Source organism: Paludisphaera borealis, assembly GCF_001956985.1.
In the GTDB taxonomy this organism is placed as follows: Bacteria; Planctomycetota; Planctomycetia; order Isosphaerales; family Isosphaeraceae; genus Paludisphaera; species Paludisphaera borealis.
Genome location: NZ_CP019082.1, coordinates 4,907,873 through 4,923,144 on the forward strand (window position 1 = coordinate 4,907,873; position 15,272 = coordinate 4,923,144).

Annotated in this window: 15 protein-coding genes; 6 read left to right on the top strand and 9 right to left on the bottom strand. The window is 66.2% G+C overall.

Annotated features, from left to right (window positions below; translation table 11 throughout):
• Positions 1 to 45 precede the first annotated feature (45 nt).
• The 4 genes from BSF38_RS18910 to BSF38_RS18925 form a co-directional block, all read right to left on the bottom strand.
• Positions 46 to 888 carry a response regulator gene (locus BSF38_RS18910; protein ID WP_076348226.1) on the bottom strand — a complete coding sequence of 281 codons (843 nt, stop codon included), beginning with the start codon at positions 886 to 888 and terminating at the stop codon, positions 46 to 48.
• 107 nt (positions 889 to 995) lie between these two features.
• The gene (locus BSF38_RS18915) at positions 996 to 1,991 is read right to left on the bottom strand and encodes a GTPase (protein WP_076348228.1); all 996 of its coding nucleotides are present in this window, start codon (positions 1,989 to 1,991) and stop codon (positions 996 to 998) included.
• A gap of 119 nt (positions 1,992 to 2,110) precedes the next feature.
• Positions 2,111 to 2,476, bottom strand: a complete 366-nt coding sequence (locus BSF38_RS18920; protein WP_076351123.1) for a hypothetical protein — start codon at positions 2,474 to 2,476, stop codon at positions 2,111 to 2,113.
• Positions 2,477 to 2,702: 226 nt separating this feature from the next.
• Positions 2,703 to 2,999: a YgaP family membrane protein gene (locus tag BSF38_RS18925; protein WP_076348230.1), complete on the bottom strand. Its 297-nt coding sequence runs from the start codon at positions 2,997 to 2,999 to the stop codon at positions 2,703 to 2,705.
• A 229-nt stretch (positions 3,000 to 3,228) separates the two neighbouring features.
• Here BSF38_RS18925 and BSF38_RS18930 point away from each other — a divergent pair, with 229 nt between their 5' ends.
• A complete protein-coding gene (locus BSF38_RS18930) occupies positions 3,229 to 3,684 on the top strand; it encodes a pyridoxamine 5'-phosphate oxidase family protein (protein WP_076348232.1) in 456 nt (151 codons plus the stop codon).
• Positions 3,685 to 3,741: 57 nt separating this feature from the next.
• On the opposite strand, the gene BSF38_RS18935 is transcribed toward BSF38_RS18930, so the two are convergent.
• From BSF38_RS18935 to BSF38_RS18950, 4 genes are all read right to left on the bottom strand, one after another.
• Positions 3,742 to 5,640: a M56 family metallopeptidase gene (locus BSF38_RS18935; protein ID WP_076348234.1), complete on the bottom strand. Its 1,899-nt coding sequence runs from the start codon at positions 5,638 to 5,640 to the stop codon at positions 3,742 to 3,744.
• Complete coding sequence (locus tag BSF38_RS18940) at positions 5,604 to 6,062, bottom strand: BlaI/MecI/CopY family transcriptional regulator (RefSeq protein WP_076348236.1); 459 nt, start codon at positions 6,060 to 6,062, stop codon at positions 5,604 to 5,606. The genes BSF38_RS18935 and BSF38_RS18940 overlap by 37 nt, the downstream gene beginning before the upstream one ends.
• Before the next feature lie 135 nt (positions 6,063 to 6,197).
• Positions 6,198 to 6,881 (bottom strand): hypothetical protein, encoded by a 684-nt coding sequence (locus tag BSF38_RS18945; protein WP_237170521.1) that lies wholly within the window; start codon positions 6,879 to 6,881, stop codon positions 6,198 to 6,200.
• A 31-nt stretch (positions 6,882 to 6,912) separates the two neighbouring features.
• A complete protein-coding gene (locus BSF38_RS18950) occupies positions 6,913 to 7,542 on the bottom strand; it encodes a hypothetical protein (RefSeq protein ID WP_076348238.1) in 630 nt (209 codons plus the stop codon).
• A 223-nt stretch (positions 7,543 to 7,765) separates the two neighbouring features.
• Between BSF38_RS18950 and BSF38_RS18955 the strand changes: the two genes are divergently transcribed.
• From BSF38_RS18955 to BSF38_RS18970, 4 genes are all read left to right on the top strand, one after another.
• The gene (locus BSF38_RS18955) at positions 7,766 to 8,503 is read left to right on the top strand and encodes a 3-keto-disaccharide hydrolase (RefSeq protein ID WP_076348240.1); all 738 of its coding nucleotides are present in this window, start codon (positions 7,766 to 7,768) and stop codon (positions 8,501 to 8,503) included.
• A 127-nt stretch (positions 8,504 to 8,630) separates the two neighbouring features.
• Positions 8,631 to 9,869 (top strand): bifunctional 3,4-dihydroxy-2-butanone-4-phosphate synthase/GTP cyclohydrolase II, encoded by a 1,239-nt coding sequence (locus BSF38_RS18960; RefSeq protein WP_076348242.1) that lies wholly within the window; start codon positions 8,631 to 8,633, stop codon positions 9,867 to 9,869.
• A 561-nt stretch (positions 9,870 to 10,430) separates the two neighbouring features.
• On the top strand, positions 10,431 to 10,943 hold the full coding sequence (locus BSF38_RS18965) for a PEP-CTERM sorting domain-containing protein (protein ID WP_145952228.1): 513 nt from the start codon (positions 10,431 to 10,433) through the stop codon (positions 10,941 to 10,943).
• Positions 10,944 to 11,203: 260 nt separating this feature from the next.
• A complete protein-coding gene (locus tag BSF38_RS18970; protein ID WP_076348246.1) occupies positions 11,204 to 12,616 on the top strand; it encodes a TlpA disulfide reductase family protein in 1,413 nt (470 codons plus the stop codon).
• 39 nt (positions 12,617 to 12,655) lie between these two features.
• On the opposite strand, the gene BSF38_RS18975 is transcribed toward BSF38_RS18970, so the two are convergent.
• On the bottom strand, positions 12,656 to 13,822 hold the full coding sequence (locus BSF38_RS18975) for a hypothetical protein (protein WP_145952229.1): 1,167 nt from the start codon (positions 13,820 to 13,822) through the stop codon (positions 12,656 to 12,658).
• Positions 13,823 to 14,668: 846 nt separating this feature from the next.
• On the opposite strand from BSF38_RS18975, the gene rplU reads away from it, so the two are divergent.
• A complete protein-coding gene (gene rplU / locus BSF38_RS18985) occupies positions 14,669 to 14,986 on the top strand; it encodes a 50S ribosomal protein L21 (protein ID WP_076348252.1) in 318 nt (105 codons plus the stop codon).
• Positions 14,987 to 15,272: the final 286 nt, after the last annotated feature.

Below are 15,272 nucleotides of genomic sequence, written 5' to 3' on the forward strand. Positions count from 1 at the left end.
GTACTCCAATCGGCCGTGCATCGACGGTGCGCGTCGGGGCCGATTTCAGGAGGTTTCCGACCTGGGAAAACGCTTCAGAAGGGTGACTTCGTTGCCCGATCGATTGTATTTCATCTCGTCCACCATCCCCTGGCAGATCAGCATACCGAACCCGCCGGCGCGGAGGCCGAGCTTATCGCGGACGTCGAGGTGCGAGAACGGGTCGTCGGGCGCCGCGGCGTGCGGCAGGTCGCCGCGGTCGAAGCCCGAGCCCTGGTCGCGGATCACGATTTCGAGCTGGTCCTCGTGGACCCGGTAGGTGATGCTCACCAGCCGGTCGGACTGGTGCTGGTTGCCCCACTCGATGGCGTTCTGGGCCATCTCCATGACGGCCTGGCGGATCTGCATGACCTGGTCGTTCGAGAGCGGCGTGGTTTGGCAGACGTTCATCAGGAAGTCGTTGAGATCCTTGAGCAGGGTGATCTCGCTGTTGAGTTCGACGTGGACCTCGCCGTGGAGGCTGCGTAGGAGCATGCTTTCGCGCCAGGCGCGGGCGGTTTCGATCGCTTCGAAAAGCTGGTCGACGCCGTAGGGCTTGGTGACGTAGGCGTTGGCGCCGACGCGGAAGCCGTGGACGCGGTGCTGGCGGTCGTCGAGCGCGGTGAGCATGACGACGGGGACGAGCATCGTCGCCCGATCGGTCCGCAGGCGTCGGCAGACGTCGAAGCCGTTGATGTCGGGGAGCATCAGGTCGAGCAGCACGACGTCGGGCATGTGCTTCTGGGCCAGCACGAGCGCCGTCTCGCCGTCGGCGGCGATCATCGACGAGAAGTCGCGTAGGCGGAGTATCCGGGAGACGAGCCCCGCCTGCTCCGGATGGTCCTCCACGATCAGAGCTGTTGCCTTCATCGTGTTTCCCGCTGGGCCAGTCGCAGCCCAAGTTTCAGTACGACCGTCGTCCCGACCTGGACGGGCCTGAGAGCACTGCGAGGAAGCCGTAGGATTGCATTTCGTCGTCATGTCGCGTGCAGCTCCACGATATCGCCGTCGTGCAGCTCATGATCCCGTTTCACGCTCTGACCGTCGAAGACGCCGCTCCCCCAGATCTTGGCGAACTTGAGCGAAGACTCGAAATCCCGATGAACCTCGCGAGCCAGATCGAGCACGGTGCTGCCGATGGGAACCGTGAACGGCTTCGTCCGATCCGCCGGTCTTCCTGGGATCTTCGTATAGATGCGAAGAAGCCCTAATGAATGGTATGCCGCCTCGCGGAGCGTTTCCAGTCCTTCGCCCGACTCCGCCGAGACCGGCAGCATCGGAAACCGCGTCCCGAACCACTCGCGGACGATTTCGAGCCGGTCGCCCGCCCCGGGCGCGTCGAGCTTGGTCGCGGCCATCACCGTCTTGACGTGCCGGGTCGATTCGTCGTCGTCGTCGAACGGCAGCTCGCCCACAAGCTGCACTCGCTCGGCGGCCAGGCGATCGAGGGCGGCGTCCAGCCCTTCGGCCACGTCGTCGCTGGCCAGGTCGGCGGCGAGGATCGCGGCGTCGGCTGACCGGATCATTCCGGGGACCCAGGGTTCGAGGAAGTCGGGCGAGATCGCCGGCAGGTCGATGAGCTGCACCGCGACTCCATGATAGTCAAGGATTCCCGGCTGCGGCGCCCGGGTGGTGAACGGATACGCGGCGATCTCCGGCTTGGCGTTGGTGAGCGCCGCCAGGATCGCGCTCTTGCCCGCGTTGGGAGGCCCGACGAGCACGATCCGGCCCGCGCCCTCATGAGGCAGGCGATGGCTCGGCCCTTGCTTCTTGGCCCCCGGCCCGGCCCCCTCGATCTCGTCTTTCAGCCGGCTCATCTTCTGCTTCAGGTCCGACTGAAGCTTCTCCGTCCCCTTATGCTTCGGCAGCATCCGGTACAGCTCGCGAAGCTTTTCCAGGCGGTCGCCGGGATTGGCGAGGGCCCGGTACTCGAGCTCGGCTTTCAGGTACTGGGGGGGAAGATTGGCCGGCATTGCGAGAACTCTCCCCGGCGCGACGTGACACTGCAAGAAACCGTAGCGAGCCCCGCCGTCCGAAGCAAGGCGCCGCCGCCGGCGTCTTCGCGAGCCGGCGGCGGGAAGCGGACGGGTCGTCACTGGGCTGGAGCTTCGGCCTTCTTCTTCGCGACCGCCTCAATCTTCGAGGCGACGTTCTTCTCGTGGGTGATCTTGACCCGGACGCCCTTGGCACCCTTCTCCTTGGCCTTCGTGATGCGGGTCTCGAGCTTCTCGAGATCCACCTTCGAGGTGCCCTTCGGGGTCACGTATTCGGTGTCGTCGTTGATCTCGACGACCACTTCCTTGTCGGTCCCCTTCTCGATCACCGTGAGCTTTTTCGTGTCGCGGTCGACCTTCGAGATCACGCCGAGCAATTCGTCGGCGAAGACCGAGCCCATCACGACCACCATGGCCACACCCAGGGTGGCGAGCGTCCGCAGCAACCCACGTCGATTCAGCATCCGCGCAACCTCCTCGAAAGAAATCGACGCCCGAACGGCCCGGCCTTCCCGCTTCTCGACCGAGGAGCGATCCGGAAAGCCGCGTCGTACCAAGGCGATCCCTTATGGTAAGGAGTCTGAAGCGCCGAGCAAAAGAAAATCGATCGTCTTACCGGAGAATGAGAAAGCACGGCCTTCGCCGCTCCTGCTTTCTCCGTCGCCGCCGCCGGCTCGAACCGTCGATCGATCACGCGGTGATGGGCGTCTCGCCCTTCGAGTGATGCCGATGCGTGTCCAGGCCGAGCGCGTGATACGCCTCGCAATGCCCGGTGATCCCGCGATACACCAGCGCGCCGCCGCCGAGGGCTATCGCCGAGCCCGTCAATCCGCCTCGCGCCAGGCCCAGCAGGGCGAGCACGCCGCCCCCCATCACCGACGCCAGACGCTCCGCCTCGCCCACGTTCACCCGGTTGCACTGCCTCATGTCGGCCGGCCAGATCTTCCGGCTGGTCGAACTGGTTGTGGACATCGTGTCATGGCTCATGGTCGTCACTCCTCGTCTCAGTCTCAAGGAAAGATCGTGGTACGCGATCGTTCGATGTCATACCCCAGGTTTTTGATATGCAAACCGCTTGCCGATCCGGCTGAAGCTGTCGGCGGTACGGGAATTGCATTGCACTCGAGACGAGAGACGCGGACGGTCCGGCCCCTGGACGTGGGACGCCGCGCCCGACGCATCCACCACAACGAGCGAGACGGAAAGAGGCGACGTCATGGACACTCAAACTGCTGCCGCCGCGGGAGTGCGCAAAGTCGCGCTCATGATCCGGGGGGTGAAGGTCGCGATGCTGACGACCACGGCTCCCGACGGAACCTTGCACAGCCGGCCGATGGCGACCCAGGAGGCCGAGTTCGACGGCGCGCTCTGGTTCTTCACGAAGTCCGGTTCCGGCAAGGTCGACGAGATTCTCCACGATTCGGAGGTCAACGTCAGCTACGCCGCGCCGGAGGACCACCGCTACGTCTCGGTTTCCGGAAAGGCCGCCCTGGTCCGCGACCGCGACAAGATCGAGGAGCTGTGGAGCCCCGTCTACCGCCCCTGGTTCGCCCAGGGCCTCGACGACCCCGACGTCGCCCTCCTCCGCGTCGACGTCCGCAAGGTCGCGTACTGGGACATGCTCGCCGGCGGCATGGTCACGATGCCGACCGAGGAAGAGGCGGACCGCTGAAAACGCGGCGAGCCGGGCCATCGCCGGCCCGGCCCGTCGAGAGGAGGCTGGCGAGGATCAACGAGGGCTGGGAAGATCGGCCGGGCTGCGAAACACTTTGGCGGGCTTGATCGGCGCAGTTTCGTCCTCGATCTCGATGCGGCGCGGCGTGACGACGATCAATTGCTCGCGGGTCACCGACTCGCCGCCGACCCGGCTCTCGTGGCGCCCCATGCTGACCAGCAGGCTGGAGCCCGTTGGGACCTCGGCTGAGCCTTCATAGTGGAACGCGTCGACGTCTAGCTGGCTGGGCGTCGTTTCGGCCTTTGGGCTCTCTGTCCGACTACGTCGCTTGATGCCGCGAGATGGGCCGTCGAGGTCGACCGAAATGCGCGTCCCACGTGGTGAGAAAGTACCCGTGACGTCGACTTTGGAATTCTCGAAGTCGATGAGACCGAGTTGGAATTTCTTGAGTTCCTCGTCGTTCACCCGTTTCACTTCGACGGGGCCGCGATCACGAGAACCATCGGAACCGACGAAGATCCGGGCTCTGGCACCTGAGAACGACGTTACCTTCGGAGCCTGGAGGATGTTCAACGTGGCGTCGCTCAAGAGTCGCTTTGTCAAGAGCTTCATCCCCTCTTCGTCGACAACCCACCCGTGGTCGTCGGACTCGGGCCCGAAGTGCGTGATCCGACCCTTAAGGCCGTCGCGCCAGGGCCGCGCCGCCAAGTTGATGAAGCGGACCTCATATGAGATTTGCCGGTCGTCCTCGACCGGGGCCGGCGGCGTGGCGGGAGCCCGAACGGCGGGCGTCGGGCTGGCGGCTTGCGCGGCCTTGGGTGAGGCCGCCGCCGGTTGATCGTCGGCGAATCCAATCGAGGCCGCCACGAGGGCGACGGCGGCGGCCGAAGGGAGGGCGGCGAAGGGCCAGACTTGAGAGCGGGGACGAATGGGCGTCATGCCGATCAGCTCCTGAATACGAGGAAGAAGGGACGTGCTTTCGCCACCGAACGACGCGCCGAGCGGACGCTGGGTCGAGGGGCCGGCGCGGAACCTCGCCATGGATTCCAGGGCCCGGGCCAGGGCCAAGGGGTCGCCGGTCAGGCGGACGGCCAGAGCGTCGGCGCAGTGCTCGGACTGGCGGCGCAGCGAGCGCGACAGCCAGTGGACGCCCGGGTGGAAGAACAGCAAGACTTCGAGAATCCGCTGCGCCAGGTTTACGAGGTGGTCGAACCGCCTCGCGTGGGCCAGCTCGTGGGCGAGGACCGCGTCGAGCGCTTCGGGGCGGGCCATAGCCAGCCATCGCGCCGGCAGCAAGACGACGGGCCGGAAGACGCCGCAGAGGCAGGGCTCGGCGAGCGTCGCGTGGACCCGGATCGCCGGGATGTTCCCGAGCCGCAACAGCCGGCCCAGCCTTCGGGCGCGCTTCCGCACGGCCATCGGCGCTGGGGACGCCTCACGGCGGAGTCGACTCAACCCCCTCACGCCAAGGGCCAGCACCGCCGTCAGGCCCAACACGGCCAGCGACCAGACGGCCAGCGCCGCCGGTCGGGCCGCCTGCGCGAACGCGCTGATGCGATCGAGCGCGGCGCTCAGGGAACGACGGAGCTTCGCCACGGGAGAGACCTCTCCAGGATGAAGCGTCGCGGGGGCCGAAGTCGCGGCCGGCGCGTAAATCGCGGAAGGGTCGGACGACATGGCGACCAAGGTCTCCATGCCCATCGGGTCGACTCCGGGGTCGCGCCAGTCGGCGAGACGCTGGAACGCCGACAGCACCGGCGGGCCGATCGCGACCAGCCCGAGCGCGCCGAGCAGGATCGCGTGCCGAGCCCGGTGCGAGAGCGTCCAGCGGGCCTGGAAGACCAGCGCGACGACGCCGGCCGCGGCGAGGCCGAGCCAGAGGCCGTGCAGCAGGGCGAGCCAGAGCAAGCCCCCGCTCATCCCTGGGGCCGCTTCGATCGCGAGGGCTTGCATCGATCGCCTCCTTCCGTGGTTTCGCTCGAGCTGCGGTCCTGATAGTCGTCGAGGAGCGATCGGATCAGGTCGAGTTCCTCAGGCGAAGGCGCGGACTGGTCGAGCAAGTGCGCGACGAGCAGGCTGGCCGAACCGCTGTAGGCCCGTTCGAGCGTCTCGCCCAGCAAAGAACGGAGCGTCTGATCGCGCGGCTCCGCCGGCACGTAAACGAAGGCGCGTCCCTTGGGGAAGCGGCCCAGCAAGCCCTTCTCGACCATGACGTTCAACAGGCTCATGACCGATGTGTAAGCCCGAGGCGGATCGTGCCGCCGGTTCACCACCTCCAGCACGTCGCGCACCGTCGCCGGCCCGTCGCGCTCCCAGAGGACCTTGAGGATCTCCAGCTCAGCCGGCGTCGGCTGTTCGGCTCGCGGACGTACCATGACGGCAAGAACTCCCAGCTTCAGGACGCGGTTCCAGGCGACAGTCGGGAGTTTACGGGTTTCGCCGTAGTTGTCAACGGCAGAACCCGTAGTAAGTGCCTGGGCTCGGCGGCGAAGCTGAGAATCATGGTCCGGTCAGTCGATCTTTCGTGGAATCGCCTCGGGCTTCGGCGCGTCGGCCGGCTCGATCCAGACCAGGAGGCCGTTGCTCGGTTCGGCGGGCGCTGAGGTCCGGCCTCCGGTCGTCGAGAGGTGGAAGCGGCGGCGGAACAGGACGGCCGGCTGGTCGGCCGGGGATTGCGCGCTGATCGAGTACTGGCTGCCGCCCGTCGACCCCACCCCGGCGTCCCATTCCTTCGGCTCGGTCGTCTCCAGCAGCTTGGCGCCGTCGCAGGCGACGCTGATCCGCCGGACGTCGCCTTCTTGCGTCTGGTCGAGGGCGAGGCGATGCCGGCCCGCCGCGATCGGCGCGCTCTTCGTCGCGGCCGCGACTCCTTCCTGGCCGACCCCGCGCGTGACCATGCACAACCGATAGCGGCCGGTGGGCAGGTGGACGTCCCAGACGTTCTCGTCGTACCACAACTCGTCGAGCTTCACGACGGCGATCCGATTCGGGTCGTCGATCACCAGCTCTCTCGCCAGCGGACGCATAGCCGCGATGCGCGACTGGAGCATCTCGCTCTCGCGTCGGTTGGCGAAGACGGCGGTCCAGACGGCGATCGCCGCCGTGATCAGGAACACCGTCCGCAGCCCGAACTGCCAGGGCTTCCGACCGGGCCGGTGGCCGGCCGGGGCCGCCGCTTCCGAGGATTCCGACACGGGCGTCTCCTTCCAATGCCGAGCGGGTCGATCAGGGCCTTGGCGCGTTGGGGTCGAGTTGCATGTTGATCAGAACGGGGACGTGTCGTTCCACGATGAACGGTTCGAGCTTCTTCCGGGCCTCGTCCGCCATCGAATCGGGAAGCGTCATCCGGAGCACCACCGCCGGCTTGTCGGGAGCGATCGTCGCGACGCCGTCCGTCCCCAGTTGCTCGACGCGGACCTCGTTCCAGCGGTCTCGCAGGAAACCGGCGAGCGCCGGGTCGCCGAGGCTCATCAGGCTGCTGCCGCCGGGCATCTGCGTGTAGATCATGAGCTGGCCCTGGTTGTTCTCGCGAATCCGCACCCGTGCGATCGCCTGAACCGCGCCGCTCGACCAGGAACTCGACCACGAGGTGTTCTGATTCCCCTGGAGTAGCTTGACGACCTGCGTGTAGTTCGGCGGTATGTAGACCCGCCAGGCGAAATTCAGCTTCTCCCCCGTATCCAGGGCCAGGAAATGCACGTTCGACGGGTCTTCGATCGGGAAGTCGCCGGTGATCTGCTTCAGCCGCAGGTAGGTCGACGTCAGCCTGCCGCGCTCGTCGCCGCTCCGCCAGGCCAGGAAGCCGCCGGAGGCGATCGCGACGAGCAACAGGATGTTCAGGGGCTTGTGGATCACGTTGCGTTTCTCCCGCCTGGAACCGGCCCGAGTCCGATCGCCTACACATATCCAGGCGGAGGCAGTTCGTCGAGATCGTCGCAAGATTGGATCGAAGCGGGCGATCGCGCGGAACCCGCCGGCCTCTCGTGACCGTCCTGCGTTCCGGGTATAACCGGATCGCGACGCGACGGCGCGGAGCGCGCCGAACATCAAGAAACTAGCCTGCAAGGAGCCTGGTAAGATGAAACGCCCATGGTCGATCTGGAGCTGGGCCGCGACGGTCGCGATGATGATGACGCTTGCGACGGCGGCGACGGCCGACGAGCCGGCCCGCGCGCCGGGGTACGTCTTGCACGGGACGGGCCCGGGCTGGCGCGAGCTGAAGGAAGCCGACTTCGCGCCGGTCAACGGCGACCCGGACACCTGGACCTGGAAGGACGGGGTCTTCCACTGCAAGGGGACGCCGGTGGGCGTGATCCGGATCAAGAAGCCGGTCACCAACTTCGAGCTGGTCCTCCGGTGGCGGCACCTGAAATCGGGCGGCAACTCGGGGGTCTTCGTCTGGGCGCCCGAGAAGGCGCTTGAGGGCCTCAAGCCGAATCACCTGCCGCCGGGGGGGATCGAGGTCCAGATCCTCGACCACGGCTACGCCGAGCAGTACGAGAAGCAGACCGGCAAGAAGCCCGACTGGTTCACGACCCACGGCGACGTCTTCCCGGTGGGCACGTCGAAGATGAAGCCGTTCCCGCCGCTCTCGCCCGACGGCTCGCGGAGCTTCCCGACCAAGCAACTGTCGCTCGGCCTGAACCAGTGGAACCACTACTACGTCCGGGGCGTCAACGGCGAGATCCGGCTCTGGGTCAACGGCGAGGAGGTCTCGGGAGGGTCCGAATGCAAGCCGGCGTCGGGCTTCCTCTGCCTGGAATCCGAGGGCTCGCCGGTCGAATTCAAGGAGATCCGGCTTCGCGAGCTGCCCTGATCCACGACCCGGCCGTGATTTCGAAGCGGTCCCGCGCGTACAATAGAATGATCAAGCAAGGGCCGATCCCGCGACCGGCCCGAGGCGGGACCGCTTCGCGAGACGACTTCCGGAGGTTGCACGGCCGATGGCTGACGAATATTCGACGATCGACGACGCCCTCCAGGCCCTCAAGGAAGGTCGCGTCATCATCGTCGTCGACGACGAAGACCGCGAAAACGAGGGTGATTTCGTGGTCGCCGCCGAAAAGGCGACCCCCGAGATCATCGAATTCATGATCACGCACGGGCGCGGGCAGGTGTGCATGCCGATCTTGCCCGAAGTCGCCGCGCGGCTGCATCTGGGGGCGATGGTTGATCACAACACGGCGCCCTACGAGACGCCGTTCACGGTCCCCATCGACCACGTTTCGTGCCGGACGGGCATCAGCGCCACGGAGCGCGCCCGGACGATCGCCGCGGTGGTCGATCCGGCCACGCGGCCGAGCGAGCTGTTACGGCCCGGGCATTTGTTTCCGCTGGTCGCCAAGGAAGGGGGCGTGCTCCGCCGCGCGGGGCACACCGAGGCGACCGTCGACCTGGCGAGGCTCGCCGGGCTGTCGCCGGCCGGCGTGCTCTGCGAGATCACCGACGGCGTGAACATGGCCCGCGCCGAGAAGCTGCACGCGATCGCCCGCGAGCACAACCTGCCGATCGTCTCGATCGAGGCCCTGATCAAGTACCGCAGGATTCGCGAGAAGCTGGTCGACCGCGTCGCCGAATCGGCGTTGCCGTCTCGGTACGGCCAGGGTCGGATTCTCGGCTACCGGGTCCAGCACGAGCCCGGCAACGAGCCGGTGGCCTTCGTGATGGGCGACCTCCAGTCGGTCGAGGCCCCGCTGGTCCGCCTCCACTCCTCGTGCTTCACCGGCGACCTGCTCGACTCGCTCCGCTGCGATTGCGGCGACCAGCTCCACATGGCCCTGGAGATGATCGGGAACGAAGGGGTCGGCGCGCTCATCTACCTGCCGCAGGAAGGCCGGGGGATCGGTCTGATCGAGAAGATCCGCGCCTACAGCCTGCAAGACGAGGGGCTCGACACCGTTCAGGCCAACAACGCCCTGGGCCACCGGGCCGACATGCGCGACTATGGCATCGGTCTCCAGATCCTCAAGGACCTGGGGCTCACCAAGGTCCGGCTCCTGACCAACAACCCCAAGAAGACCAGCGCGTTCGTCTATTACGGCTACGACCTGAAGGTCGTCGACCAGGTGCCGATCATCGCCCCCCACGAGGTCCAGCGCGAGCGCTACCTCGACGCCAAGCGCGACAAGCTCGGCCACAAGCTCCCCTCCCGCCCCTGCTGCGCGGCCGACGACGCCGAATAAACCGCGGCAAGCAAGTCGCGGCCGGCCGAGGCGAATTCAGGACGCGTCGGCCGGCGGCGTTCAGGCGACCGTGGCGGTCCACGGCTCGTATTCCGTATTGCGGCTCCATGCGATCGATGCTTCAAGCCATCCTCGTCGGCGCGCCGTGTTGGATATTCGAGACGTTAAGGCGCTGTGATGCCGCCTGGGCGACGATAATATGCATCACTCGACATGTTAATTAGGTTTCGCCCGTACCTCGCACTATCCTCCTCTGGTGCTTGGCCCCCCTGATTCTCGGCGTCGTCGCCGGGGTGAAATCCCAAGGTCGTTTCGGGGCGCTGAACTACTTAATATATGGCGCGAAGCGTCACGGGCTCTCTGCCCGAGAGGAGATGGTCGATGGTTGGTTCTTCGGTGCGAAGATTGATGGCGACTGCGGCGTTGATCGGGTTGGGGATCGTCTCGGCCGGGAGAGCCGACGCGGCTGTAACAACCTATACAAGCTCGGCCGCGTTCACGGCGGGCCTCGGCGGGTTCGCCGTCGCGACCGAAAACTACGCGGGGTTCACGGCGGGGAACTTGATCAACGCCGGCGATTCCTTTAATGGGCTGACTTACAGCGCCTTCACAGCGGGGCCGTCCGGCACCCTGCTCGGCGGGGACATTACCAGTCTGTACAACAGCTTTTCGGGGCTGAGCCTCGGGGGGAGACAGAGCGGCGGCGCTCAGTTTTTCTTCGGTGGCGACTCGTTCACCGTGACCTTCGCGACCCCGGTCAACGCTTTCGGAATCTTCTTCAACGTCAATCCGAATTCAGGGAACTACGGGATTTCGACGTCCGTCGGAAATGCGGTCACGGGCAGCGCGAGTTACGACACCTCGACCTTCGTCTTCGCCGGCTTGATCTCGACCACCTCCTTCTCCTCGGCGACGATCTACTCGACGGATGCGCGGCTCGGCTCCTATAACATCCCAGAGATCGTCACCGCGAGCGCGCCGGCCGTGCCGGAACCCTCGGCTCTGGTGATGGGCCTGCTGGGCATGGTCTCCATGGGCGGGGCGGTTCTTCGATCCCGCCGGGTCGTTCGCTGATCGTTGCGAGCCTCCCAGCGGATGGCCGGGGCCAAGCCTTCGGGCCGGGCCCCGAGCCGCGGAAGATCGATTCGAAGGTCAATGCCGGGACGTCGCCGTCCGGCGCGCCGAGGAATTCACGAGCCCAGGTTCGTACCTCGACGGAACGCGCGCCGGCCGGCTACGATGAAGGCTCTTATTGACTGGACCGGAATTGCGGGCGGGCTCCAGAGCGCGGTCGCCGATCCGTCCTCTCGAACGATCAAGGTGAAGGACGATTCATGGCTTCGACTTTCCGCACGCACGCCCGGTTCACGCGACTGGCGACGGCGATCTGCCTGACGCTGGTCTCGGGCGCGGTCCTGGCGCAAGACCCCAAGCCGCCGACGATCAAAGCCCCGGCCAAACCGGCCGATCCCAAGGCCCGGGCGTTGCTTGAAGAGGTCGTCAAGGCGTACCAGGCGCTCGGCAGCTACTCCGACCAGGGCGAGTTCATCGTGTCGATGACCGTCGCGGACAAGGCCGAGAAGCAGACCGTTCCGTTGAAGCTGACCTTCGTCCGGCCCAACAAGCTGGATCTCGACGCCGGCCCGGTGCGGATGATCAGCGACGGTAAGACGCTCACGACTGCCGTGATCCCGCAGAAGAAGTTTATCTCCGCCGACGCCCCCGAGAAGCTGAGCGTCGAGACCTTCCGCGAAGGCCCGATCGGCGCGGCGCTGTTCGGCGGACCGTCGGGCGTGCCGATGTACATCCTCGTCAACCTGCTGACGTCTCCCGAGCCATTGAAGGTCGTCGAACAACTCGGCGGGTCGCTACAACTGGACCCCGCCGACCCGAAGGGGCAGACCCTGCTCATCGACCAGACCGAAGGCCCCGACCTTCGGCTCGTCGTCGACGGCGGCGCCAAGCTGCTGAAGGCCATCGATCTCGTGATCGATCCCAAGCAGCTCGAACAGAGCGCCCAGGCCGGTCGGCCGATCAAGGTCGAGCGGCTGGGATGGAGTTCGGGGGTCGTCTCGACCGCGGTTGCCAAGGACCGGTCGTTCGCCTACCAGCCCCCCGCGGGCTTCGCCAAGGTCGAGTCGTTCCAGCAGCCCGGCGGCGAAGACGGCGAAGAACAGAAGTTCGCGGTCAACGACGCCGTCGGCAAGCCCGCCCCCGACTTCACGCTCACCGTCCTTGACGGCCCCGGCAAGACCCGGACCCTCAAGAAGGCCGAGCTGGCCGGCAAGGTCGTGGTCATCGACTTCTGGGCGACCTGGTGCGGCCCCTGCCTGATCGAGCTTCCCGAGATCCAGAAGCTCGTCGACGAACTTGCCAAGGACAAGAAGAACGTCCTGGTCGTCGCCCTCAGCCAGGACCGCGACCCGAAAGAGCTGGCCGAGGTCCGCAAGCTCGTCGAAGAGACGCTCAAGGAGAAGAAGGTCGACTTCGGCGCCGGCTCGGTCGGCCTCGTCGCCCTCGATCCCAGCAACTCGGTCGGCGAGGCGTTCCAGGTCGAAGGCCTGCCGACGCTCGTCGTGCTCGACGGCAAGGGCGTCGTCCAGTCGGCCCACGTCGGCTACAGCCCGGACATCCGCAAGAAGCTGACCGACGAGATCGACACCCTCCTCGCCGGCAAGCCTCTGGCCCAGCCGAAGAAGGCGACGGAAGCCGCCAAGAAGCCCGAAGCCCCGGCCGAGAAGAAGTAATCCAGCCCGATCGCAACGACGCCTCGGGCCAAGCGGTTTCTATCGCTTCGGCTCGAGGTTCTCAAGGTCGCTGACCGCGATCACGCGGGTTCCCAGCTCGCCGTTGAAACGGGAGTGGCCGCGCACGCCGACCCGGTGGGCCAGCAGTGGCTCGGGGTCGAGGCCGGGGGGGATGTCCAGGTAGGCCACGGCCGTCCCCTCGCGGCCGATCAGAGCGTAAACCTTGTGGCCGTTCACCATCCGCGACGACGGCTGCACGAACCCGACGGCGTCGAAAAGCCGCCGACTCTCCTGCGCGGAAGTCGCCATCTTCCGCTCGACCTTCGCCACTTCCTCGTCGCGCCGTCGGCTTTTGGAAACGATCGCGATGATCCGCTGCGCGGATTTCGCCGCCTGCTCGTACCGTGTGACCTGCGCCAGCCGGCTCCGCAGGGACTCTTCCAGCGCGGGGCGGGACTTCAAGAGCGTCTGGTACTCGGCGCGGACGTCCGCGAGCTTCCAGTTCTCGACCGGCTGGCCCGTGACGATCGCCTGGAGCATGCCGTCGATCCGCCTCAGTTCGGGGTCGACCGCCGACTCCGAATCGGCCGCCGGCTGATACCCGGCGCGGACCGCGTCAACCGGCGGGGGAGCAGCGGGCGAAGTCGGTCGATCCCAGCCGATCCCGTCCGCCGCCGCGAAGAAACTCTGATTCGACGACGGCGCGATCGCCAGCCATCGCCGCCCGCGACCGCCGCCGAACGTCAGCGCGGGGCGATCGACCAGCAGCACCGGCTCGCCGCGCTCCAGGGTCTGGCAAGGCGGACCGGGGAGCCGGGCCTCGGGATTCCCCGACCGCACCACCGCGTGGGCCGTTCGCACCCGGGTCCGCGTCGAAACCCCCACGTGATCGGCCGGGCCGGCGTCCTCGGGACGCTCGACGGCCGCTTCCTCGATCCAGCAGACGACCGTCGGCGGCGGTTCGATCGCCAGCCAGCCCGCCGGCGCGGGCTCTTTCCAGCGAATCCGCACCCGGTCCCCCCGCTTCAACCCGGCGACGACGTATCCGGCGTCCTTCGGCTGGTCGAAGACCTCCAGGTTCTCGGCCACGACCCGGGCTTCGACGACCTCGGCCGCCGTCACGCTCGCGTTCCCCTCCGCCCTCCCATCCACCGGGAAGGCCAGTGTCAAACTGGCGAACGCGGTCAGGAGAGCCGGGATTGCCACGAGGTCACCCTTGAATGGGTTGGTAGGGTGGAGCAGATGAGTAAGAAAGACGCGTCCGCGCGTGCGTGAACTCTCGACCGTTCGACAGGCGATGGCTTGTTACCCGTTCGGCCGATTCCCGTCAACGGCACTCCGACACGAGACCGGCCCACCATCAATTCATCGGATGGTAAGCTCGGCCGGCTGGACGGCTTTCGAGCGAGATCCGTAAGCTGGACCGATCATGGCGATTTCGAATCGAGCCCCTGATCCCCCACCTGTCCTTGCGTCGTTCCGGGGGTTGAAGTTCAGCTTGCGCTCGCTGATGACGTTCGTAGCCTGCGTCGCCCTGTTCTTGGGCCTGTTCAGGTTGTCCTGGCCGATCGCCCTCCTCCTCATCGGTCCTGTGGTGGGCGGTGCGATTCAGATTGCGCGCGACGGGGAGGTCATCCCGGGGAGCATCACGGGCGCGGTGGCGACTAACGTCGGATTCGCCGTTGTGTGCTTTGTGGGCGAATCCTTTTCCGCTCATCCCGTCAAACCGAGAGCGTGGCGGCTCTTCGAGATGGTTGCCTCCATGATCGGGCTGGGCGTACTCTTCGGATTCCTCGTGGGCGCGACGTTCTGGATCGGGGCGGCTCAAATCAAAACGTGGAGAACTCGAGCGCCGCGAGACCCGCCGAAGCCTGGAACGTCTCTTGATTCGGACTCTTAGGATATTGTATGCTTGCGGTTTCTTCGCCGACGGAGCGGAATGGCAGCCGGCAGGCGAGATCTCGAAATAAGAAGACGTCGCGGGGCAGGCTCTCCGGAGTTTCCCGTTCATCCCGTCGTGCGGCCTGCTGTGTCCGCCAGGAGTTTCTCGGAATGTACGCTGTTTTTGAAGACGGAAGCCACCAGTACCGGGTTCAGGAAGGTGACTTCGTCCAGGTCGACCACCGCCAAGGCGTGGCCGGCGACGAGCTGATCTTCGGCAAGGTCCTGCTGATCGTCGGTGAGGGCGAGCCCACCCTGGGCGCTCCCGAGATCGCCGGCGCTCGCGTGGTCGCCAAGATCGTCAACCAGTTCCGCGCCAAGAAGATCATCATCCAGAAGTTCCGCCGTCGCAAGAACATGCGCCGTCGCCGTGGTCACCGTCAGCCGTACACGACGGTCCAGATAATGAGCCTGGCCGCCGCCTCCTGATTGCGGCCTCGCACGCCTGATTCGTCGGCTTTGCAGAATTTACCGCTCGCCCGGCAAGACTTCTTGCCGCGAGCGGTTTTTTTTTTGCTCCTCCGAATCTGAGAGCAAGAGTTGAGGGTTCGAAACCACCAAGATGGGAGTCGCCATCGTCGGCCGTCGGATGACGCCCTCGAATTCGTAGGGTGGGCACCGCCCACCGGGTTTTATAAGCCGCGAACGCGAGGGAGGTGGGCGGTGCCCACCCTACGAATTCCGATCGGACCGAGTTTCGGTTGTAGCGACCGAC